Source organism: Bacillus sp. AFS015802 (genome assembly GCF_002561455.1).
Taxonomy (GTDB): domain Bacteria; phylum Bacillota; class Bacilli; order Bacillales; family Bacillaceae_B; genus Rossellomorea.
In genome coordinates this window covers 145,525-167,393 of the sequence record NZ_NTUP01000011.1, presented here as the reverse complement: position 1 = coordinate 167,393, position 21,869 = coordinate 145,525, and the positions used below count along the sequence as shown (strand labels likewise).

Here is a 21,869-nt window from a genome sequence, read left to right as displayed (position 1 = left end):
CAATTTCCATAATTGAAGGGAGAACATCGAATGAACAATGATATAACGCAAGAATGGTACGGGTACTTAGGGAAGCTTCCTGATCTGTTAATAGCTCTATTAGTGTTATTGATCGGGTGGATCATAGCAAAGGCTGTTGAAAAAGCCGTTTACGGAATTTTGAAGAGAGTAAAGATTGATGATCATCTTTATTTTGGCGACAGGAACGAGGAACGGAAATGGACATCGGAGAAAGTCATTAGTAAAATAGTGTACTTCATTCTGCTTGTGTTCGTGTTTATTGCCTTCTTCAATATGCTTGACTTGAACTTCATTGCTTCACCGTTAGTCGGTATGTTGAATACGATGGCGGCAGCGATTCCAAATGTATTAAAAGCGGCACTTATTCTATTATTTGCATGGATAGTTGCTTCTGTACTGAAGGTATTGATTGAGAAACTGGGTACAAGACCTGCAGTAAAAAGCACGCTGGTAAAATCTAAATTAGCAAAAGATGAAAAGGATGTACATCGATATGTCTATACAGCTGCTAGAATTGTATTCTATCTCGTGCTTCTCATATTCTTACCGGGAGTATTAGCAGCTCTTAATATCACAGGGGTTTCAGGGCCTTTCACGGAAATGCTCCAAAACTTCCTAGGGTTTATTCCTAAACTGTTTGCCGCAGTTATCATTCTCCTTGTTGGCTGGTTTGTAGCCAAAATCGTCCGGGATATTGTCACGAACTTTTTGCAGGCGATTGGAACAGAGAGAGTCGCTGAACGATTCGGCATTGGCAAGCTCTTTCAAGGCACAACAGTTTCATCGGTCATTGGTACGATTGTATTCGTGCTCATTATGATTCCGGTTACCATTTCTGCATTGGATCAGCTGGACATTCGCGGGATATCAGAACCGGCGATTAACATGCTGAATCAGGTCCTTATGATGCTTCCGAATATTGCGATTGCGATTCTGCTCATTCTTGCAGGGATCTGGGTTGGTAAATGGGTTGGAGCCATGGTTGCACGTCTATTGAACCGGGTAGGATTCAATTCTCTATTACGTAATATGGGTATTGGACGTATGAACGTCAATAAGAATCCGTATGAACCAACGGGTACTTCCTATATGAATCTATCAGGACTTGTAGGTAGAATCGTTCAGATCATCATTGTTTTCCTATTTGTAGTAGAAGCCCTGGAAATTGTGCGATTGGAATTCCTGGTCGCTCTGGCGACGGGTGTCCTTGCATATGTGCCACATGTATTAGCAGCCATCGTGATTCTTGGGGCAGGCTTATACTTAGGTAACTTGGTCAAGAGCATCATATCAAACGTATTGAGTGATAACTTCCGAGTTCTTTCGACTATTACTAAATATGCAATCATTGCCCTAAGCTTCTTTATGGCACTGGATCAATTAAAAGTGGCTGATTCCATCGTTAATATTGCGTTCATGCTCATTCTGGGTGGATTGGCACTCGCCTTCGGTTTAGCCTTTGGTCTGGGTGGAAAGGACTTTGCTCAAAAATATCTTTCTAAACTGGATAGGAAAATCGAGGAAGAAAAGAATAGACCTCATAATGGCGGAACCGATACCCCGCCGTTTAATCAATAATAGTAAAACACCACATGGTCCTTATGGGGCCATGTGGTTTCTTTTTTTATTATCCTTGTTGATGATGAGCAATCAGCTTTATAAGTTCCTCAACAACCTCTTCGCAATCAGCTCATAATCATCCTTTGAAATACCAGGAGCAAATTCTTCCGGCAGGTCATCCAGGTTAGGAATCGGGGCTCCTACAGGTGTGCCTTCGATAACCCTTAGTGGCTGCCCGTTTTCAGGGTTCGTTCCCTTCCAGATTTGTGCGATGTCCTTGTAGTCGTTGTCACTCCATGTATATAGAACGTTATTAATCCCTTTTTCTTCGAATTTCACCGCTGTGTCAAATTTGGAATTATCAAGGTCGGGGATCGGAAGCATCTTGGTCAGATCGACACCTGTTGCAATTTCAAGAGCCTTTGCGTACGCCAATACATGTGTGCCGCCCCGTACGAGTAAGTACCCGATCATTTCTCTTGCTGTAGGATGGTCTGTCATTTCATACACCCGCATTTTATGGGTTCTCGCTCCCACTTCCAGGAAAAAATTATGGAGCAGATCCAATACCAGATTCCCGGAGCTGAACACATTATCCCCCGTCCATGCCCTTCCCATGGAGTCGCCCGCCAATGCCGTTTGGGCTGTGGCGATGTACTGATACGTATTTCTGGCATCGAGCCCATTTTGGAGAGGTGCGATATTAGGGTCACCCGGGAAGGTGTTTCCGACAGACAGAAGATTGATCGTATTCGTGACCAGTTCAACATGACCGAACTCTTCTGCCGTTATACTTGCAACAATATCATAAAAGGGTTTGAGCTTCTTTTTCTGACGGAAATTAAAGGACTGAAACATATAGTTGTTTAACGTAGACATTTCCCCGAATTTTCCACCGAGTAATTCCTGAACGGCAGCTGCCGCATTCTTATCACCGTGTTCAGGGATGGGGAGTTCGATGAGCAGCTTATTCATTCGTTTAAACATGGGTCATCCTCCTTTTTGGTTTCTATCGGCCAGCCTCTTTAAGAACCGGGGAAGAACCATACGATCTGTTGAACTCGAATATAGAATGGCGTTCCGCTCACGTCAATGACAATATGGTCAGGTAAGATACTTACAAGCTTACCCCGTACAGAGCCTTCACTCGTCTGTACGACGAGGGGTTCATTCATCATACTCAGCAATGCTTGATACAAATAGGGATCGGTTAAAGTAGACATTTGGATTTCCATCACGTCAGCTCCTTATCTCTCAACTAAATGTCTCCGTCAGTATATGACAGAGGCCTGGGCATGGTTAATCGTCCTGGTGGAGGAGGAGACAAGCGGAACACTTCCAACTACCGCACGGCATAAAAAAACGATATGATGATACATATAAACATAATGGAAGCTTTTTGTCAGAGGGGTGTTCATTTGAAGGTGATACATTTTTTAAAGCCTTACCGTGCTGCCATGGCGGTTGCCTGGAGTTTAATGCTGGTAGAGCTCACAGTTGAACTATTGAATCCGTTGTTTATGGCGCGGATCATCGATGAAGGCATACTGAATAAAGATTTGGACGTCGTTCTGAAATGGGGGTTCATCATGGTGGGGATGTCCCTGGTCGCTTTCATTTCAGGCGTGACGAATTCATTTTTCGCTGCTCACACGAGTCAGGGATTTGGTTATGATGTCAGGGAAAGCCTGTATAAGAAGGTACAGTCGTTTTCTTTTGCGAGTTTTCACAAACTCCCGGCTTCTTCCCTGATCACGAGGATGACCAATGATGTAAGGCAGCTGCAAAACACGATCTTCATGAGTTTGCGCATTATGCTGAGAGCCCCGCTGCTTGTTGTCGGATCAACCATCATGGCCCTTATCGTAAATGTTCGTCTTGCCCTGATATTATTAATCGTGATCCCGGTTTTGTGGCTGTTCCTGTTATGGGTGTTGAAACGTGGATGGAGCCTTTTTGAAAAAGTTCAATCCCGTCTCGACAGAGTAAACGAAGTCATGAAGGAAAACCTCTCCGGTATGAGGCAGATTAAAGCGTATACCAGAGGCAGGTATGAAGAAAGCCGATTTCATGGTGCGAATGAAGATTTGAAGGATCGGACTGTCCGGGCTCTTCGTTTTATGGAAATCATCATGCCCCTTCTGATGCTCGTGATGAACCTGGCCCTCCTATCCGTTTTGTGGTTCGGAAGTATAGATGTTGCCTCGGGTGGAGCGAAGGTAGGGGAAGTGGTAGCGATCGTTACATATGTCACGAGGATTTCTTCTGTTTTCTCCATTTTCTCATTTATCATCACGAGCTTCTCAAGGGCAAGGGCTTCAGCTGATCGGGTACAGGAAGTGCTTGAAACGGAGATTGATTTAAAAGATGAAGAAGTAAATCAAAAGAACAAAGTAGCGGATGGAGAGATAACATTTAATGATGTTTCGTTTCAATACCCCTCTACCCGGGGATATGTGCTTCAAGATGTTTCCTTTAAGGTGGGGGCGGGCCAAACCGTTTCCATATTGGGGGCTACGGGAGCGGGGAAGTCCTCCCTGTTTCAGCTCATACCCCGTCTATACGATGCAACGGAGGGAACGATTGAATTGGATGGGCAATCCATCCGCTCCATTTCCTTGAGTGAGATCAGAAAGAATATCGGATACGTCCCCCAGGAAGTAATCCTGTTTTCCGGATCCGTTTCTGAAAACCTCCTATGGGGGAAGGAAGATGCGACAAGGGAAGAGATGATTCAGGCCGCGAAGGATGCCCAAATACATGAAACCATCCTGAATCTTTCCAACGGATACGATACGGTCCTGGGTCAAAAAGGGGTCAATCTTTCGGGAGGTCAGAAACAGCGGCTCTCCATTGCAAGGGCCCTGATCCGGAAACCAAAGATCCTATTGCTGGACGACAGTACAAGTGCGCTGGATTTGAAAACAGAATCGAGACTCCTTCAGGCTTTGAAGCAATATGAGTGCACAACCATGATCATCACTCAAAAAGTCAGTACCGCTATGGAATCCGATGCGATACTGCTTCTAGAGGACGGAGTATTGATCGGTGAGGGGACCCATGAGTCCCTGCTTGAAGATTCCTCCCTATATCAACGTATATATCAATCTCAATTCGGAGAGGGGGAAATCCATCATGTCTAGACATATGCGCAAGAAATTAGGGGAAAACGACAAAGCGAAAGATGCAAAAGGGACGCTGCGCCGATTATGGAACTATCTTTCCAAAATGAAAGTGATTTTGTATCTTGTGATACTTATGGTGTTCATCAGTTCTGCAGCGGCGCTGCTGGGACCGTTTCTTGTCGGGAAGGCGATTGATGAATATATCGTCACGAAGGAGACATCGGGTTTAGTGGGACTGATCATAGGCCTGGTTGCGGTGTATATCCTGCATTCTCTGTCCATATGGTTCCAAAATTATTGGATGATCGGCGTCGCACAGGACACGGTTTACCGGTTGCGCAAAGATCTTTTCCACCAATTGCATCAACTCTCCATCCCTTTCTTCGATAAACGGAAGCATGGGGAGCTCATGAGCAGGGTGACCAATGATATCGATAATGTGAGTGCCACCTTGAATAGCTCGTTCATCCAGATCATTTCCAGTGTCCTTACGTTGGTGGGAACGATCTCCATCATGCTTTGGCTCAGTCCTCTGCTCACGCTCATTACGTTGACCATTGTCCCCCTCATGGTTTTCGGCATGAAGTGGATCACAAAACGGACAGGGCGTTTGTTTAAACAATATCAGCAGAATATCGGAGAGTTGAACGGGTACATTGAGGAAACGATTTCAGGTCACAGCATCATCAAGACCTTTTCCAGGGAAGAAACGGCGATCAAGGATTTCGGCGAAAAGAATCAACGTTTGAAGACGGCTGCCTATTGGGCGGATACGTATTCGGGATTCATCCCGAAGCTTATGAATGTATTGAACAATCTCAGCTTTGCCGTCATTGCCGGAGTGGGAGGCATTTTTGCCCTGAACGGCATGATCACAATCGGTGTCATCGTCATCTTCGCTGAGTATGCAAGGCAGTTCACGCGTCCATTGAATGAGTTAGCCAATCAGTATAATACGCTGCTCTCAGCGATTGCAGGTGCCGAGAGGGTGTTTCAAATTTTAGATGAAGAGGAAGAAGCGAAGGACGAGGAAGATGCCGTCGATATCGAATCCGTTGAAGGGAAGGTCGAATTCCGGCATGTTTCGTTCTCCTATGAAAAAGGAGAGCAAACGCTAGAGGATGTATCCTTATCCATACGGCCGGGTGAGACTGTTGCCCTCGTTGGACCGACGGGAGCGGGGAAAACAACGATCACCAATCTCCTGTCCCGGTTTTATGAGCTGAATGAAGGAAGCATAGAGATCGACGGCCTGAACATCCAGACGATTAAAAGGAAAAGTCTTCGGCAGCAGATGGGCTTCGTCCTGCAGGATAGCTTCCTGTTCCAGGGGACGATAGCAGACAATATCCGTTACGGCAGGCTCGAAGCAAGCGATGATGAGGTAAAGGATGCGGCAAGGCTTGCCAATGCCCATACTTTCATCGAGAAGATGCCCAACGGGTACGATACCATGTTACGGGCTGATGGAAGCGGGATCAGCCAGGGGCAAAAGCAGCTATTGTCCATTGCAAGGGCGATCCTCTCAAATCCGTCCATCCTGATTCTCGATGAAGCCACGAGCAGCATCGATACGATTACGGAGCTGAAGATACAGGATGCCCTCAAGCGATTGATGACGGGACGAACGAGCGTAGTGGTGGCCCATCGCCTCAACACCATCCGGCAGGCTGATCAAATCCTCGTCCTTGATCAAGGCAGGATCATCGAACGTGGATCTCATGATGAGCTGCTGAAGCAGAAGGGGTTTTATCATGGGTTGTATCATAGTCAGTTGAAGGAAAGTGGCTGATGGGGGACATAAGGATTTGAATAAACATGTGCGCATGACCGTGGCTCCTCTGCACCATAAAAAAACACCTCAAAAGTCAGCACTTTTGAGGTGTTTTTCCTTTTGAAGGGGCTAATCATCCCGTTAGCGATCCCTTCTGTATTGCCCTTAATCGGATAAAGGCAATTCTGTAACTTGCAACATCACAAGTAATATATTTATATCTTGAACGTTGTTTGCAGATAATAAACAGCCGCGGGCAATTCCTTGAGTCGTTTGATATACCTAAACGACGTAAGCCCTACCTCTCTTACATCCTAACGGCTCCGAAGCCGATCCAGTGTGAATAAGTTGTTAAATCAAAACAGAATAGAATTACGAATTATCTTCTCTATCGTTTCAATGTATGTTACAAGATTACAATAACTAAATATACCACTTATCTTATAACATGTCAAGGAATCGTTTTACTTATAATTCAAGCGACTGCGGTGAATCTTCTTCATCGTTCATCAGGCGGATGGCAACAGGCTGGATTTTCAGGACGATATAATTCGGGTCGTCCGGACCTTCAAACCATCTTTTCATATGGTCATTCCAAAGTTTTTCTTTGTAATGGGCGGAGTCTTCTATCGAAGCGCGCCCTTCGATTTCCACGAAGGTGTCTCCGTATCCTTCTCCTTCATACCCAAGGAGGATATGAACATTGGGATTATCTTCGATTTCATCGGTTTTATGCGTTTCACTGCTTGTTGGGGTATATAGAGTCAGGTCGTCATGTGAGAACGTCATATAGCGGGAATGTGGCTTATTCTTCTTCACAGTCGCCAGCGTACCCACTTTACTTTCATCAAGAACCTTCAGTATTTGTTGCTTCAGTTCGGCTTGTGACACACAATCCATCTCCTTTAATGATTCATTTACCCATACTATTCCTTTTCTCAGGATGAAATAAACATGGGAATGTGTAGAGCATATGCTCATCGGGAATAACGGATATAACAAGAGATGAAGGATGATGGGAATGATACCAAAAACACTGATCGAAATATGTAAGAAACGGATGGAACCCTACGCCTGTGAAGGATTCGTTTATGGGAGGGGACCGGTGACCCCCACGATCATGATTGTGGGGGAGGCCCCCGGGGAAACGGAAATCCATAATGGGATACCGTTTAGCGGGAGAGCGGGAAAGGTGCTGGATGGGTTCTTTGATTATCTGGGGGTCCCGAGGGATGATATCTACTTCACCTCCACGGTCAGAAGCAGACCTTACAAAAGGGTTCAAAAGAAATCAAAGGAGAATGAAATGGTCGAAAAGAAATATAACAGGGCCCCGACTCTTAAAGAACAGTTTGCCCATGCCCCGATTTTGGATTATGAGCTCGGGCATGTGAAGCCGAAACAGATTGTCACATTAGGGAATATAGGATTGCAAAGATTGTTGGGAAGGAAATATACCATTTCGGACGTCCATGGCCGGTTGATCCATTCCAGAGTGAGGAAGCTTAAAGATCTTGATACCAATGAATGGACACTGAGTGAAGAAACGTACTCCATTTTCCCGACCTTTCATCCTGCCTCGATCTTTTATAACCGCTCGCTGGAAAAAGAGATCTACAGTGATCTTGACCATTTGAAAGAAATACTTCTCCACAACCAGCAAAGCTGACATCCTGTGTGAATGTCAGCTTTTTCATATCATTTTTTTGACAGATTCTCCTGAGCCATCCTGACAAGCTCCTTCACCATACTCCCGCCGATCGACCCGCCGACTTTTCCTGCCTGTTCAGACGTCAATTTTCCATTGTATCCCCTTTGAAGAGGAATGCCTTGTTCCCTTGCAACTTCATATTTGGCTTCGTTTGGATCCCGGGTACCCGATACTTTTGCTTTAAGCTGATCCATGGCAGCTCGTGATTCAGGTACAAGAAGTTTTCTTTTCGACATTTTATCACCCCTTTTTTAGATTGCCCCAAAATTTTTTTGTAAGTATAAAGTCTTGTCATATAAGGGTTTTTCTACGTGTGCGAAAAAATCGTCACAAAAAAAGATTGTCTATCCTGTGTCAAATAAAATATAATTCTTAATAGTTAGAAAATTTTTAAAAAGAAAAAGGGGGAAACGCCGTGGAAGAATTCGTTGGCAAGCTGGTAGGGATCCTTTGGTCTCCTGTCATGATTTACTTTTGTTTAGGTGTAGGCTTACTATTTTCTATTTTAACGAAGTTTTTACAGGTCCGGTTGATTAAAGATATGGTAGTTCAAATGTTCAAGGGGGGAAGCTCCAGTGCAGGGGTTTCGTCATTCCAGGCTTTGGCTCTTTCATTATCGGGACGTGTCGGTACAGGGAATATCGCCGGTACAGCTACGGCGATTGCCTTCGGTGGTCCGGGAGCGGTTTTCTGGATGTGGACGATTGCCTTCATCGGTGCCAGCAGTGCCTTTATTGAATCGACGCTTGCCCAGATTTATAAAGTGAAGCAGGACGGGGAATACCGTGGGGGACCTGCATACTACATCGAAAAAGGAATCGGCTGGAAATGGTATGCCGTACTTTTCTCATTTGCGACATTACTTGCAATGAGCATCTTGATGCCGGGGATTCAGTCAAACTCCATCGCATTAGGACTTGAAAATGCATTTGGCCTTAGCACAACCGTCACGGGTATCGGTCTTGTCGTGTTAATCGGGGTCATCATTTTTGGTGGAGTCAAACGTATTGCGGGAGTGGCTTCTTACGTGGTGCCATTCATGGCCATTGCGTATATTCTTCTTTCCCTTATCATCGTCGGTATGAATATTGCTGAAATACCGGCTGTTTTTGCCCTTATATTTAAAAGTGCCTTCGGAACAGATTCAGTATTCGGCGGTATCATCGGTATGGCTGTATCGTGGGGAGTGAAACGCGGAATCTATTCCAACGAAGCAGGTCAGGGTACAGGACCCCATGCTGCTGCTGCTGCAGAGGTTTCCCATCCTGCGAAACAAGGCTTGGTTCAAGCATTTTCGGTTTATATTGATACCCTTCTTGTTTGTACGGCAACGGCATTCATGATCCTGTTTACGGGCTCATTCAATACAGAAGGTCCTGACGGGAAGATGCTTGCAAACAATTTGGATGGTATCGAAGCGGGTCCTGGCTATACACAGGCTGCCATTGAATCCGTCATTCCTGGATTCGGAGCATCATTCGTAGCAATCGCTTTATTCTTCTTTGCCTTTACGACGATCATGGCATACTATTACATGGCTGAGACGAATGTGGCTTATTTGTTGAGAGGCAAGAATACAAAGGCGGCCATGGTGATTCTGAAGGTAGTCCTTCTTGGAGCCACTTTCTACGGAGCGGTAAGAGAAGCGGCTCTTGCGTGGGCGTTGGGAGATATCGGACTTGGACTTATGGTATGGCTGAACCTGATCGCGATCCTCATCCTTGCCAAACCGGCACTTAAAGCGTTGAAGGATTACGAAGAACAGAAGAAGCAGGGGCTTGATCCAGTCTTCAACTCGAAAAAACTCGGTATCAAAAATGCAGAGTTCTGGGAGCAGGAGTATAAAGTGGAAGATAAAGAAAATGCATCATAACCTATAGTAAAAAACCTGCTGCCTGAATGGGCAGCAGGTTTTTTACTGTTCACTTAGGAAGGGGTGCCCTTTATTTTGGAATAAAGCCGATCCCCGATATATTTCTGAAAAGCATACATAAGCAATGATTTAATGAAAAACAAAGCGGATAGCTGATATTGTTTTAGATGAGTCAATTTCCACACACCGAGTTTTTTGAATACGGAGTAAAATGGGTACGTAAAGAATGTATCAACCAGAATATTGACGAACACATAAAGATAGATGTTTTTATAGGTGAATTTCAGGATCCATACGGACCCCGTCAGGAAGACCCCGATGACAAATGGAAAAATACCGTTTACTTTCGGGAAAATTTTTGTCGTGATGCTCCACCACTTTATTCGTTCAGCCAACACATTCTCTGAATAAACGAGGAGGGACATGAACGAGGCGGCGGGTAAGTATTTTTTTAAGGACTCTTTTCCTGCCAGTAAGAGAAAGACCCATGAAATGAGCATTAGAATCAGTATGTAAAGTTTGTTTTTGCTGTGGCTCAAGGTGATTTCCCCCTTAATGGATGGATGACTGACGATTTTATCTTTAGGATGATTCATTCGAAGAAAAATATACGGATCACGGTAAAAGTGTATTCCGATCTGATTAGTAAACAATATCTTTGAGTCGGAGAGCGAAATTGATTATGATGAATGAAGAAGAAACGTCAATCATTCATCCAACTGGAGGTGCTGTTTCATGAACTTGTATGAACCATATATACAAAACGAACGTCAAAGGAAGCTGGTGGAACGGGCCGGTAAACTGGCTGATGTGTTTTCTGAACGAGGGGAAGAGTTTGACAGGGAAGATCGGTTTCCTTATGAAAATTTCCATGATTTAAGAAAAAGCGGGTATGGGACATTATCCCTTCCAGAAGAGTACGGAGGGGAAGAGATCAGCCTGTATGAGCTGGTGATGATTCAGGAGAGACTTGCCACAGGGGATGCTGCTACGGCGTTATCCATCGGCTGGCATCTGGGAGGGCTGATGGAGCTTACGGAGACCCGGGCATGGGATGAACAGATTTTCCAGGATCTATGTGAAGAAATTGTGGAAAACAATGCTCTCATAAATCGTGCGGCTACAGAGCCTGCAACAGGTAGTCCGACCCGTGGAGGGCTTCCACAGACCAAGGCAGTGAAAACCGAAGAGGGCTGGAAAGTGACCGGCAGGAAATCCTTTACTTCCATGGCGAGAGTATTGGATTATTCCTTAGTATCGGCCGTGATCGGGGACACAGAGGAGAAAGGCTTCTTCCTCGTGAACCATCATGTGGAAGGCGTAAGCATTGAGGAGACATGGGATACGATTTCCATGAAGGGCACGGGAAGTGATGACCTCGTTCTTACAGATGTCCATTTACCGGATTCATCCCTTGTGGAGAGGGACAGTATCCCTACTGAAGGGAATGACCTTCCTAAAGCATGGCTTCTTCATATACCCGCCTGCTATATAGGAGTGGCTATCGCGGCACGAAACTACGCCATTCAGTTTGCGAAAGACTACTCTCCGAACAGCTTGCCGGGACCGATCAAGGATGTGCCCGAAGTGCAGCGGAAAATTGGTGAAATAGAATTAGAGCTGTTTAAGGCAAGGCAGATCCTTTATTCAGTGGCGGATAAGTGGGTAAAGGAGCCTGATAAGCGGAGGGACATGGCTGCAGAGCTTGCTTCTGTTAAGCATGTGGTGACAAACAGTGCCTTTCAAGTCGTCGATACCGCTATGAGAGTGGTCGGAGCAAAGAGTCTTTTCCGTTCAAATCCCATGCAGCGATATTATCGTGATGTGCGGGCAGGGCTTCATAACCCTCCCATGGATGATATGGTCATCGGGATGCTAGCGAAAAACGCATTGAAATAAATATTTAGAACCGAAAAAGGGATAGACTGCCATGTCTATCCCTTTTTGGGTTGGGTATTTTCTCCAGCCCTTTTACTCAGGGTGCAATGTTTTTTCCAGTACATTTTGATGCTGCGTTTCCAGGATGTGAATTTCGTTCAGTTCTTCCATTAAATCATGAATCGATAATAGTTCGTAAAGCATGATGGTTTCGCAGGAAAAGTGATGCTTCATGGATTGAAAGGGTTTCGTATGAAGCCCCTCATGATCTTCCCAAAATTCTTCCAACAGGTTTTTCATCAGGGTGAAATGCTGCTCCGGTATTTGAAAGGACGGGTGATGCATGATTCCCTTTAAACTAAGGGTTGCATCCATGATCCGCTCCTTTTCTTCTTCACTGAATGCATATTGGACGGGCAGGTAGATCAAGTTTCCAATATGAAAAAGGATTTGTCTTAAAATGTTAAGCTTTTTGTACTCGTAATGGAAACATCGCATTTCCTGTCGATTGGAGCGATGAAGCTTCCACTCTTCCTTCTGATATTCACATAGGATGTCCGTCGATTCGATTTCTCTTAAGATATCATTGAATATCAGCTTCGTTTCCCTGTGGAGGGAGTGGTTCTGAAGGATTTCAGATCCCCTTTTTTCTAATAAGTTCCCGGTTTTGAAATAAAGATTATGGATGTTGGTTGAAATCGTCTTGGCATATTTGGGTGGAAGAATCCACAGGTTAACCAGCGTCGATACAATCAATCCGATTGTTGTCGTTCCAAGACGTATGAAAAATGTCGCTACATAATGATCATGTATCGTCGGAATCATCGCGATTCCCGTTAAGGTAGCCACCAAGATCCCTGCCTCGAGATGAAGCTTATGGCAGGTGATGATCGTCAGGAGTGCGACCAGTGCATAGGTAATGGCGTGATCGCCCAATGTATGGGTGATGATCACGGCGAATAAAGCCCCTATTGCCGATGCAGGAAAGCGGATGAATGCTTTTTTGATTGAATTTGCAGCAGTCGGTTCAATCGTGACGATGGCTGTGATGACGGCAAAGGTCGCCGGCCAGTCCATCAGCTCACATATGAATGCAGTAAGAAAAACGGCAATCCCCGTTTTGGCGATCCTGCCGCCGACAAATTGAAATTTTTTCAGAAAATCCATTATTTAACCCTCTTTAATAAAATACTGTCTCTTACACCATTATAAAGTAAGAAAAAACCAATTTAAATAAATGGACAAAAAAAGAACTGTTCAGGGAACAGTTCTATATATATGATAACTCATCTTAGGGGTAAGGGCCGTAATAGGATTTGAATGGACTGAGGCATCTTCCGGTCGTGCTGTGCCTCTTTTAAAAACTTAAACATCTTTTTGCCGGCAACAGAGTTTGCGGAATGGATCGTGATCCTTTCTGCAAATAACTGTTTTTCCACCATGTAGTGGACGAGCATTAAGCCATTACGTGTCTTACTCTCTAAGTCGTGATCCAATGAAAGATGAGCGATAGAACAGTTAAGAAGCAGGTCAATACATTCGTCGATATCCTTCGCGAGAATGTACCCTTGGGGACAGTGTCGATAATCGTCTAAAAATACATTTACTGTCATATTATTCTTCTTTCGTCATTTGACTTAATTTAAGCCTAACAGACATTGACAAATACTTATATAGGTAAATAGTATGAATATTACCATTATATTTGTAATTTTTTTGTAGGTTTTTGGTGAAAAGTCTTTATGGATTGATATGTTTTTAGAGAAAAAAGTCGTGATTAAGTCATATGTGGACCGTTCCTTTTCGCTCCAGGCACTTGCTTTCCGCGGGGAGGAAGTCGAGCCTCCTCGGGCGTTGCCCTGTGGGGTCTCGACCTTTCCTCTATTACCCGCAGGAGTCAAGTGCCTTCCGCTACAATCCACTAAGTGCTTTTGCATTATGACAAGCTAATTACATATAGATAAACACAGAAGAATCCCCATTGTAGAAATTTTTCTTATTCCCCAAAAAAATTCTCTTTACGAAGGAGCAAAAGATCAAGCTCTTTTTGACTTGGAAAAAAAGTTTTTCTCAGATTATCTTAATTACCTAATTAGATTCACGAATAAAATTCAAATGTGAAATATATAGCTCAGTCGGATAAATCTAAGTACAATCAGTTTTTTCTAAGTATTTTCAATAATAGATCGGGTCTGTCGGTGATGATGCCGTCTGCACCGAGGTTGATGAGTCTTTCCATGGTTTCCGGATCGTTAATGGTCCAATAATGGACATGGAGGCCGATGCGGTGGGCCCCTGAGAGCAGAATCGGCTGGGTCAGGTCGAAATTCCCTTCTTGAACGGGGAGCTGAAACGCGTCGACATCTGTTTTATAAAGATTTCGTAAGAACAGTTTGTGGAGAATGACGAATTTCCTTGCTTCCTGTTTCCCCCCTTGAGTGGCAACCCGCCCTTTGGAGTATGTTTCAAATGAATTAATAATGTTTTGGTCGAATGAAGCGATGAGCACCTTATCCTCCATATCGTATTCTTCTATAAGCGCCATTAATTTTTGTACGATCTCTTCCGTTCGCTCTTGTGGATTATCGTCTTTCACTTCAATATTGATCCTCATATGTGGAAATCGCTGAAATACTTCTTCAAGGGTGGGGACATATATATGTTTTCCACGATAGGAATAGTCCCCCTTGAGGTCTTGGAAATTGTATGCCGCATCAAGTCGTTGGAGCTCTTTCAATGTGTAGTCTTTTACATATCCATGTCCATCCGTTGTGGCGTCGACTGTAGGATCATGAATCGTCACCAAGTGGCCGTCTTTGGTAATATGTATGTCCGTTTCAATTACATCGGCTCCCAAACTGGCGGCATTTTGGAACGCTTCAATGGTGTTTCCGGGTGCAAGAAGTTTCCCACCCTGATGGGCGATGACCAGGGGACGCTCATTTTCTTTTTGCAAGAAAGGGGGCGCGACGGCTCTTTTTACAGGCAGCCAATAGACAATGCTCGAAAACGAGACAAAGAAAGCAATCACCAGCATGATGAGGATGAGGCGCTGCTTTTTAGATGTTTCAGGTAGATTCGTATTTTTCATTCACTTTCATCCTTTTAATGAAAAGATTCTTATCTTTTATTATAGGTACGACCCTGCTTATTTAGGACAATAAAATAAGAGGATTTTAGAATTATAGTTAGAAGGAGGAGAGGTGTTTTATTGTGAAATTACTTTATAGAGTAAAAAAATTACCTTTAAATTTAAAAAAGTTATTGCTTTTAAAGGTAAAATAGATTACCTTATAAAGTAAGGGGGGGATATTTACCATGAAAGAACATTTAAGATTGAATGTGTCATTGCTCCGTAAGCGTGTGCCAAATCTGACAACAGCGGCCAAGACGGTGGGGTTAAGGCCTGCCACGGTTTCAAATTTATGCACAGGAAAGATATCTGTCGGCCGTGCTGAAGTGAAAACCATCGTGACACTTGCGAACCTGGCGAACTGCACATTGGACGAATTAATCATTCAAGGAGGGAAATTAAGTATGATTGAAACCGGAATTAAACCGCTTGACTTATTTGCACCCATTGTTCAGGGGGGAACCAACGGCTTCGTTGCCAGATCTCAGGTCGGTCAATTTGTCGTCCTTGCTGAAATGACGCAACTATTGAAGGGAAAAGGTTATCGATCCGTTTTACTGACACCGGATCAAACCTATCCGGGTTTAAGTGATCTTGAAGGATTCGTCCATGCGAAATGCCACAATGTCGAGGATGCCTTTGCAGAGGTTTCCATGATTGATGACAAGGAAAGCATTCTTTTATATGTCGATCGTTCGTATATTGTGTCCGGGGACTTGTATGAGCTGAGGGAGCGATTCGAAGCAGAGGGCCTCCCGGACATCACTACGATTTTATTTGATCCAAGCGGAGAGGCAGTCGATGAAGACGACCCATTCGGTCCACTGGATACCCTTTGTTATTTTGATATTGATCTGGCTACACGTGGGATGTATCCGGCCATTCATCCGGTTCAATCCACCTCCGTCCTTCTGGAAGACGATGCATTGGATGCCAGCCATACAACTACTCATAAGAAGGCTAAGAAAGTATTGAGGCGGTATAAAGAAATCCGCGTCCTGATGAACACGATCGGTAAGGGGAAAATACCGGAAACGGATCTTGAGATTTTTCAAATAGGGGAAAGACTTGAAGCATACTTGAGCCAGCCTTTCTTCGTAGCGGAGGAATTCACCAAGGTAAAAGGCCAAAGTGTGCCGATCCAGCAAACCATCGGAGACATCCAAAAAATACTCCAGGGCCACTGCAACCACCTGTCACCCAAAGACCTCACCTACCAAGGAAAACTAAGCTGATATTTTTGAGGGACGGACCTCGGACAGTAATGTCCGTGATCCGTCCCTTATCTATGACTTTTTTCGTGATTATTTGGCGGGTGAAAGAGGATTTAACAGATTTTTGTCGTATGTGTTTAAGTATTACTATTTATTTTGGGAGATAAGTTCGATGCTGATTGAGAAGTTATTATTACATGTACTGATAATATTGGCCCCTGTTCTCATTCAAACCTCGCTCCTTGAGAACCATAAGCTTGGGAAATCCCCTGTCTTCATCGGTGTATTGCATGGGATTGCAGCGTTCATGTGTTTGATTTTCGCTTATGAAAGCTTTGGGTTGTACTGGGACTTCAGGTATATTCCTCTGGTCCTTTCCATGCTTTATGGTGGGAGGAGGGCAGGTGTCATTGTCTTTGTATTTATTTTGTCGGCACGTGTCATCAATGGCGGTGATGCCATCGTCTTCGGATTCATCAGTGCGTTTTTAGCGGGACTCCTGCCTTTTTTGATTTCCAATCGATTCTGGTCATTCCCTCCAAGAAAACGGGTGACATTTGCTGTGTTACTGGGATTCTGGCCGGCTTTGGTCATGCTCGGCATCCTTCTTTCCTTTGCTTTCATATCCGGTGTCCCCGTGTCGGGCAACCAGGAGATGGGCATCTATGTTCTGATATTCGGTGGAATCCAAGTGTTGGGAGTAGGGATTGCAGCTCAGCTGAATGAATGGATGATTGAGAAGAAGTTATTGCGTGAAGAAATCATGAAATCGGAAAAGCTTAATACACTCGGCGAACTTGCTGCTTCCATCGCGCATGAAGTGCGCAATCCCCTTACCGTAGTGAAAGGGTTTCTTCAGCTGATGAAAAAACAGGTTACAGGCGACCATGATGAATATTTAAAAATTGTATTAAGTGAATTGGGCAGGGCAGAGGAAATCATCAATGATTATTTGAACTTTGCCAAGCCTGAGTTCGAAAAGGTCGAAAAAATCAACGTGAAAGAAGTCCTCTCCGATGTCACGGTTCTCCTCAACGCCTATGCATTGAAGGAAGGGGTTCACCTCGAAGCCGACCTGCGTGAAGACGGATATTTATTAACAGATCGGAATAAATTGAAGCAAGCCTTCGTCAATATCATCAAGAACGCCATAGAGGCAACCCCTTCCCAAGGCAATGTCACCGTAAAGCTGGAAGTGACCCATACCCAGGCGATCATTACGGTGACGGATACGGGAAAAGGAATGACAAAAGAGCAGATTGCAAGACTCGGGACGCTGTTTTTCACGACCAAGGATCAGGGGACAGGACTTGGTACATCCGTGTCCATCCGGATCATCGGGGCCATGGGAGGACATGTCCATTATTCAAGCATCGTGAATAAAGGGACGGTGGCAACGATCAGCCTGCCGTTGAATAGTGTGAAAGTAGCTCAATTCGACTCGAATGCCGCGAGCTCTTATATGAATAATTAAAACGCTTAGGGAAGGGACTAAGTGTTTTTTTTATGGAAACCCACTCAACTCCATTTCCCGTACATACGTTCCATGATAGGATAGAAGATATGAATGATAAATCCTAACAGACAGGCGACAATGACTGTCCCGATGCCGACAGCCCCGTGGAAGACCATGGCAAGGGTGATGGCAATCGCTTCATTTAACAGGCGGGCATTGCGCAAGTTCAATCCAAATCGCTGATGGATCGCTACCATGAAGGTATCCATTGGACTTGAAGGAAGCTTGGCTTGAAGATAAATGGAGATGCCGATCCCAAGGAGCAGGATACCGATCAATACAAACGATAATTGTTGAGTAAATCCAACCGGCTCAAGCGTTTTAAGACCAATCGTAATCCAGTAATCAACCATCATCCCGATGACAAAAATGGAGACGGCGGCTAACCACTGAATACCTTCTTTTAATAAGAGCGCGTTTATGAGGATGAGAATGCATCCATTCATGAAGATGCATGTCCCGATTGAAAGGTGAAGCAGGGTAGCTTCCCCGACGGCGAGCGCATCCCAGGGAGCCGCACCCAGATCCCCTTTGATGATGAGTGAAACACCTAATGATAGGGCCAGTAATCCAACGCAGTAAAAGACGAATCTTGCCTTCATTCCCCCGAATCCTCCGTTCCGAACAGCTTGTCTAATATATATGTCCGTAGAAAAAAAGTTAGAATCATCATTTCCATTTGAAAGCAGGGGGTGAAATGTCCGTGAAGAAGACCATAAAGCGATCGATCAGGGAATTGGTCGAGTTTGTCTATAAAGAAGGAAGCATAGACCTTAGGTTCCAGGCACGTTCCTCCATGACCATCGGAACAAGACTTCATCAGAAGCTGCAGAAAGAATATAAAGATGGTGACGAGAAGGAAGTCTTTCTGAAAGGGGAGGAAGAGTGTGGAGAGGTGCTCTATCAACTGGAGGGTCGTTGTGATGGCATTCACTATGACGACGGAGAAGTGACCGTGGAGGAGATCAAGTCAACGGCAAGGAGCCTGGACTTCATCGAAGAAGGAAGTCGCGTCCACTGGGCCCAGGGTGAATGCTATGCCTATCTGCTGGCAAAGGAAAGGCAGCTCTCCCATGTCGGCGTGCTGCTGACCTATATAGAGGTTGAATCAGAGACAACGAAGTCATTCAAGCAAACCTATTCAATCGAAGAGCTTGAACAGATCGTCAACGAAATCCTGGAGGCCTATACACCGTTCGCCACTGTGCTGCTGGCCAATGAAGAAAGGAAAATGAATAGCATACACGATTTAACGTTTCCATATCCTTCCTATCGAAAAGGGCAGAAAAAACTGGCAGGAGCGGTGTATAAAACAATATCCCAATCCAAATCCCTGTATGCCAATGCACCAACGGGAACCGGCAAAACCATTTCCACCCTGTTTCCAACCATAAAGGCGATGGGAAATGGTAGTTCCAAGTGGTTTTATCTGACGGCAAAAACGATCACCCGCACGGTGGCTGAAGAGGCAATGCTCCTTTTGGAACGGGAAGGATTAGCGCACAGGACCGTTACGATCACGGCGAAAGACAAGATCTGTTTTAAAGAAGAAACGATATGTCAAAAAGAATATTGTGAGTTTGCAAACGGCTATTATGATCGTATTAATGGAGCGCTGATCGATCTTTTGACACACGAAACCATCATCACCCGCCCGGTCATCGAAACATACGCCAGAAAACATAAGGTATGCCCATTTGAGTACTCGATTGATCTCTCCTATCTGGTGGACGGGGTCATCTGCGATTATAACTACATCTTCGACCCTAGGGTATCCCTGAAAAGAATGAGTGAGGAGGGGAAGAAAAAGACGACGCTGCTTATAGATGAAGCCCACAATCTGGTAGGACGGGGAAGAGAGATGTATTCAGCTTCATTAAAGAAGTCTGCTTTCTTGCAAATCAAAAAGCAGTATCCTGACCATGATGCATTGAAGCAGAGTATTGCCAACGTTAATAAGCAATTCCTGCGTATAAAAAAAGAAGATGGTGCTGACTCCCGGGATGAATTGGATGTACCATTGGTTGAGTCGGTAGTAAGCTTCATTGAAATAGCTGAAAAGTGCCTGGGGGAATCCGGCAGTGAGTGGTCAGAGGAATTCATGCAGTTGTATTTTGATAGCATCAGTTTTGTGAGAATATCGAATCTCTTCTCTGAGGAACATCGCTTCGTAATCGGTCGAAGCTCCAATGAATTAGAAGTGAAACTCTATTGTATTGATCCATCCAAGCTTATTAGACAGGTATCACAGCCCTACCATTCATCGGTGTTCTTCTCCGCCACCCTCCATCCATTTTCGTACTATTTTCAACAGCTTGGCGGGAGTGAAGAAGATTATCGATTCCTGATTCCTTCACCATTTGAGAATAACCAGTGGCAGGTTGGTATCCACCCGATTTCGACCCGATTCAAGGATAGGGAACGCACCCTTCCCTTGATTACGCGTTCCATCGAAAAAACGTTCAATGGGTACAAAGGGAATTATCTGGTATTCTTTTCATCCTACGCCTATATGCAGGAAGCTTATGACATGATGAATAAGGGATCCCTGGATGCAACCATCATCATCCAGGAGCCAAATATGAACGAGCTGGATAGAGAGGGATATCTCGCCCAGTTTCAGAGTGACAGGGAGCAGCCTGTAATCGGTTTAGCGGTCCTTGGAGGGATATTCTCAGAGGGGATCGACCTGAAAGAAGATCGGTTGAAGGGTGTGATCGTGGTCGGAGTGGGTCTGCCCCAGCCTTCTGTGGAACAGGAAATCATCAAGGATTACTTTAATGAGTCGGGGATGAACGGGTATGATTATGCTTATGTATATCCTGGGTTGAACAAAGTATTTCAATCGGGTGGAAGGCTCATCCGGACAGAAGCGGATCGAGGGGTCCTGAAGCTGATCGATGATCGATATTTGACCCCTAAATACCGGTCCCTCCTGCTTGATGAATGGAAGGATTATCGTGTGATAACGTAAAAAAGACCGCTGAAAAAGCGGTCTTTTATCAATTAGTTGAAGGAAGGATCCTTTAACAGGCGGTCAAATTCTTCAAGGTGATGGGTTTCATCCGCAATCATATCATCAAGCTTGATTCCAAGCTCGACAAGCCCTAATTCCTCAGCCTGTTCCTTACGCTTCTTGTAACGTTCGATTGTGTCTGCTTCGGCTTTGCGGCCTTCTTCCAGCATTTCCTTCACATTATCTGTTTGTTTAACGGAGGCCGGAGTCGTTGTCGGCTGCCCGCCTAATGTTTTGATCTTCTCAGCCAGGTATAAAGCGTGTCCCTGCTCATCAGGAATTTCCTGTTCAAAGAAAGGCTTCAATACTTGACGATATAAGCCGCTCACAACAGCAGCGTAGTTTGTGTAAAGGATCACTGCGGCATATTCATTTGCCAAATCTTCATTTAATCCATCAATTAACTCATGTAATTTTGCTTCATCCATGTAAATACCACCCTTTTGTTTGTTGTTATATAGAACATTTACCCCGGTCAGTGAAGAAATAAACATTCCGGCGGGAATCGAATGCCCTTCAAATATTTTGTCTGTAAATGGGGATTCTAATTCTATAAAAGTCGGAGGAGGGATGAGCATGTCTAAACAGGGAAGAAAGAGTATGGACCAGACTTCTGAACAATTGGCGAAACAAAAGGCCAAAAATGATGTGGAATTTGCATCTGATACCCAGACAGGAAACGCTAAAGGGCAAAGTCAGAAAAAAAGCGGCACACAAGTAAATAAAAAATAAATGACGAATATCTTTTTCGACGAAAGAAAAACCTATATGTAGAAACAGGAGGTGTAAAGGCATGAGAATTGGTGTTGAACAATCCTTAACAAACGTTGTAGAAGCCTTACGTGCACAGGGGCATGAAGTAGTGGAGCTAAAGCAGGAGTCAGATGCAAACGGATGTGACTGCTGTGTCGTGACAGGAATAGATACGAATGTAATGGGTATCCAGAATGTAGCTACACAAGGCCCGGTCATCGAAGCAAGCGGACTAAGTGCCGATCAAATCTGCGAGGAAGTACAGAGCAGACTGCAATAATCTACTGCACAAAAA

The 21,869-nt window shown here is 44.6% G+C and carries 21 protein-coding genes; 11 read left to right on the top strand and 10 right to left on the bottom strand.

All coding sequences use genetic code 11. The features are described 5' to 3' along the window. Nucleotides 1-30: 30 nt before the first annotated feature. Complete coding sequence (locus CN378_RS07435) at nt 31-1,599, top strand: mechanosensitive ion channel (protein WP_098351257.1); 1,569 nt, start codon at nt 31-33, stop codon at nt 1,597-1,599. Nucleotides 1,600-1,677: 78 nt separating this feature from the next. Here CN378_RS07435 and CN378_RS07430 read toward each other — a convergent pair whose 3' ends face one another. Further along, complete coding sequence (locus CN378_RS07430) at nt 1,678-2,568, bottom strand: manganese catalase family protein (RefSeq protein ID WP_098351256.1); 891 nt, start codon at nt 2,566-2,568, stop codon at nt 1,678-1,680. Nucleotides 2,569-2,606: 38 nt separating this feature from the next. Further along, nucleotides 2,607-2,816 carry a YuzF family protein gene (locus CN378_RS07425; RefSeq protein ID WP_257141063.1) on the bottom strand — a complete coding sequence of 70 codons (210 nt, stop codon included), beginning with the start codon at nt 2,814-2,816 and terminating at the stop codon, nt 2,607-2,609. Between the two features lie 153 nt (nt 2,817-2,969). Here CN378_RS07425 and CN378_RS07420 point away from each other — a divergent pair, with 153 nt between their 5' ends. Beyond that, nucleotides 2,970-4,724, top strand: coding sequence for an ABC transporter ATP-binding protein (locus tag CN378_RS07420; RefSeq protein ID WP_098351255.1), 1,755 nt, complete (start codon nt 2,970-2,972; stop codon nt 4,722-4,724). Continuing rightward, nucleotides 4,717-6,498 carry an ABC transporter ATP-binding protein gene (locus CN378_RS07415; protein ID WP_257141061.1) on the top strand — a complete coding sequence of 594 codons (1,782 nt, stop codon included), beginning with the start codon at nt 4,717-4,719 and terminating at the stop codon, nt 6,496-6,498. The genes CN378_RS07420 and CN378_RS07415 overlap by 8 nt, the downstream gene beginning before the upstream one ends. Before the next feature lie 450 nt (nt 6,499-6,948). Here CN378_RS07415 and CN378_RS07410 read toward each other — a convergent pair whose 3' ends face one another. Further along, nucleotides 6,949-7,371, bottom strand: a complete 423-nt coding sequence (locus CN378_RS07410; protein ID WP_098351254.1) for a pyridoxamine 5'-phosphate oxidase family protein — start codon at nt 7,369-7,371, stop codon at nt 6,949-6,951. A gap of 121 nt (nt 7,372-7,492) precedes the next feature. Here CN378_RS07410 and CN378_RS07405 point away from each other — a divergent pair, with 121 nt between their 5' ends. After that, complete coding sequence (locus CN378_RS07405; RefSeq protein ID WP_098351253.1) at nt 7,493-8,149, top strand: uracil-DNA glycosylase; 657 nt, start codon at nt 7,493-7,495, stop codon at nt 8,147-8,149. Between the two features lie 29 nt (nt 8,150-8,178). Here the strand turns inward: CN378_RS07405 and CN378_RS07400 are convergent, their stop codons facing one another. Continuing rightward, nucleotides 8,179-8,427 carry an alpha/beta-type small acid-soluble spore protein gene (locus CN378_RS07400; RefSeq protein WP_098351252.1) on the bottom strand — a complete coding sequence of 83 codons (249 nt, stop codon included), beginning with the start codon at nt 8,425-8,427 and terminating at the stop codon, nt 8,179-8,181. Nucleotides 8,428-8,606: 179 nt separating this feature from the next. Here CN378_RS07400 and CN378_RS07395 point away from each other — a divergent pair, with 179 nt between their 5' ends. Beyond that, complete coding sequence (locus CN378_RS07395; RefSeq protein WP_098351251.1) at nt 8,607-10,064, top strand: alanine/glycine:cation symporter family protein; 1,458 nt, start codon at nt 8,607-8,609, stop codon at nt 10,062-10,064. Nucleotides 10,065-10,117: 53 nt separating this feature from the next. Here the strand turns inward: CN378_RS07395 and CN378_RS07390 are convergent, their stop codons facing one another. Further along, a complete protein-coding gene (locus CN378_RS07390; protein WP_257141060.1) occupies nt 10,118-10,603 on the bottom strand; it encodes a hypothetical protein in 486 nt (161 codons plus the stop codon). 196 nt (nt 10,604-10,799) lie between these two features. Here CN378_RS07390 and CN378_RS07385 point away from each other — a divergent pair, with 196 nt between their 5' ends. After that, the gene (locus CN378_RS07385) at nt 10,800-11,963 is read left to right on the top strand and encodes an acyl-CoA dehydrogenase family protein (RefSeq protein ID WP_098351250.1); all 1,164 of its coding nucleotides are present in this window, start codon (nt 10,800-10,802) and stop codon (nt 11,961-11,963) included. 72 nt (nt 11,964-12,035) lie between these two features. Here the strand turns inward: CN378_RS07385 and CN378_RS07380 are convergent, their stop codons facing one another. From CN378_RS07380 to CN378_RS07370, 3 genes are all read right to left on the bottom strand, one after another. Continuing rightward, complete coding sequence (locus CN378_RS07380) at nt 12,036-13,109, bottom strand: aromatic acid exporter family protein (RefSeq protein ID WP_098351249.1); 1,074 nt, start codon at nt 13,107-13,109, stop codon at nt 12,036-12,038. Nucleotides 13,110-13,228: 119 nt separating this feature from the next. Then, entirely contained in the window at nt 13,229-13,555 is a 327-nt protein-coding gene (locus CN378_RS07375) for a cyclic-phosphate processing receiver domain-containing protein (RefSeq protein WP_098351248.1), read from the bottom strand. Nucleotides 13,556-14,097: 542 nt separating this feature from the next. Beyond that, a complete protein-coding gene (locus CN378_RS07370; protein WP_098351247.1) occupies nt 14,098-15,033 on the bottom strand; it encodes a glycerophosphodiester phosphodiesterase family protein in 936 nt (311 codons plus the stop codon). Between the two features lie 227 nt (nt 15,034-15,260). Here CN378_RS07370 and CN378_RS07365 point away from each other — a divergent pair, with 227 nt between their 5' ends. Together CN378_RS07365 and CN378_RS07360 are read left to right on the top strand one after the other, a co-directional pair. Continuing rightward, nucleotides 15,261-16,310 (top strand): ATP synthase beta subunit C-terminal domain-containing protein, encoded by a 1,050-nt coding sequence (locus CN378_RS07365; protein WP_098351246.1) that lies wholly within the window; start codon nt 15,261-15,263, stop codon nt 16,308-16,310. A 205-nt stretch (nt 16,311-16,515) separates the two neighbouring features. Beyond that, nucleotides 16,516-17,763 carry an ATP-binding protein gene (locus CN378_RS07360; RefSeq protein WP_483295064.1) on the top strand — a complete coding sequence of 416 codons (1,248 nt, stop codon included), beginning with the start codon at nt 16,516-16,518 and terminating at the stop codon, nt 17,761-17,763. Nucleotides 17,764-17,807: 44 nt separating this feature from the next. Here CN378_RS07360 and CN378_RS07355 read toward each other — a convergent pair whose 3' ends face one another. Beyond that, nucleotides 17,808-18,407, bottom strand: coding sequence for a YczE/YyaS/YitT family protein (locus CN378_RS07355; RefSeq protein WP_098351244.1), 600 nt, complete (start codon nt 18,405-18,407; stop codon nt 17,808-17,810). A 101-nt stretch (nt 18,408-18,508) separates the two neighbouring features. Between CN378_RS07355 and CN378_RS07350 the strand changes: the two genes are divergently transcribed. After that, the gene (locus CN378_RS07350) at nt 18,509-20,779 is read left to right on the top strand and encodes a helicase C-terminal domain-containing protein (RefSeq protein WP_098351343.1); all 2,271 of its coding nucleotides are present in this window, start codon (nt 18,509-18,511) and stop codon (nt 20,777-20,779) included. Nucleotides 20,780-20,811: 32 nt separating this feature from the next. Here the strand turns inward: CN378_RS07350 and CN378_RS07345 are convergent, their stop codons facing one another. Then, the gene (locus CN378_RS07345) at nt 20,812-21,249 is read right to left on the bottom strand and encodes a ferritin-like domain-containing protein (protein ID WP_098351342.1); all 438 of its coding nucleotides are present in this window, start codon (nt 21,247-21,249) and stop codon (nt 20,812-20,814) included. Between the two features lie 148 nt (nt 21,250-21,397). On the opposite strand from CN378_RS07345, the gene CN378_RS22565 reads away from it, so the two are divergent. Both CN378_RS22565 and CN378_RS07340 read left to right on the top strand, forming a co-directional pair. Next, the gene (locus CN378_RS22565) at nt 21,398-21,553 is read left to right on the top strand and encodes a hypothetical protein (RefSeq protein ID WP_179884837.1); all 156 of its coding nucleotides are present in this window, start codon (nt 21,398-21,400) and stop codon (nt 21,551-21,553) included. Between the two features lie 61 nt (nt 21,554-21,614). After that, nucleotides 21,615-21,854 (top strand): YkuS family protein, encoded by a 240-nt coding sequence (locus CN378_RS07340; RefSeq protein ID WP_098351243.1) that lies wholly within the window; start codon nt 21,615-21,617, stop codon nt 21,852-21,854. Nucleotides 21,855-21,869: the final 15 nt, after the last annotated feature.

Excerpts from the sequence above, each read along its gene's own strand:
- CN378_RS07435 (WP_098351257.1), top strand. The coding sequence starts at position 31 with ATGAACAATGATATAACGCAAGAATGGTACGGGTACTTAGGGAAGCTT.
- CN378_RS07430 (WP_098351256.1), bottom strand. The coding sequence starts at position 2,568 with ATGTTTAAACGAATGAATAAGCTGCTCATCGAACTCCCCATCCCTGAA.
- CN378_RS07425 (WP_257141063.1), bottom strand. The coding sequence starts at position 2,816 with ATGGAAATCCAAATGTCTACTTTAACCGATCCCTATTTGTATCAAGCA.
- CN378_RS07420 (WP_098351255.1), top strand. The coding sequence starts at position 2,970 with ATGGAAGCTTTTTGTCAGAGGGGTGTTCATTTGAAGGTGATACATTTT.
- CN378_RS07415 (WP_257141061.1), top strand. The coding sequence starts at position 4,717 with ATGTCTAGACATATGCGCAAGAAATTAGGGGAAAACGACAAAGCGAAA.
- CN378_RS07405 (WP_098351253.1), top strand. The coding sequence starts at position 7,493 with ATGATGGGAATGATACCAAAAACACTGATCGAAATATGTAAGAAACGG.
- CN378_RS07400 (WP_098351252.1), bottom strand. The coding sequence starts at position 8,427 with ATGTCGAAAAGAAAACTTCTTGTACCTGAATCACGAGCTGCCATGGAT.
- CN378_RS07385 (WP_098351250.1), top strand. The coding sequence starts at position 10,800 with ATGAACTTGTATGAACCATATATACAAAACGAACGTCAAAGGAAGCTG.
- CN378_RS07380 (WP_098351249.1), bottom strand. The coding sequence starts at position 13,109 with ATGGATTTTCTGAAAAAATTTCAATTTGTCGGCGGCAGGATCGCCAAA.
- CN378_RS07375 (WP_098351248.1), bottom strand. The coding sequence starts at position 13,555 with ATGACAGTAAATGTATTTTTAGACGATTATCGACACTGTCCCCAAGGG.
- CN378_RS07370 (WP_098351247.1), bottom strand. The coding sequence starts at position 15,033 with ATGAAAAATACGAATCTACCTGAAACATCTAAAAAGCAGCGCCTCATC.
- CN378_RS07365 (WP_098351246.1), top strand. The coding sequence starts at position 15,261 with ATGAAAGAACATTTAAGATTGAATGTGTCATTGCTCCGTAAGCGTGTG.
- CN378_RS07355 (WP_098351244.1), bottom strand. The coding sequence starts at position 18,407 with ATGAAGGCAAGATTCGTCTTTTACTGCGTTGGATTACTGGCCCTATCA.
- CN378_RS07345 (WP_098351342.1), bottom strand. The coding sequence starts at position 21,249 with ATGGATGAAGCAAAATTACATGAGTTAATTGATGGATTAAATGAAGAT.
- CN378_RS22565 (WP_179884837.1), top strand. The coding sequence starts at position 21,398 with ATGTCTAAACAGGGAAGAAAGAGTATGGACCAGACTTCTGAACAATTG.
- CN378_RS07340 (WP_098351243.1), top strand. The coding sequence starts at position 21,615 with ATGAGAATTGGTGTTGAACAATCCTTAACAAACGTTGTAGAAGCCTTA.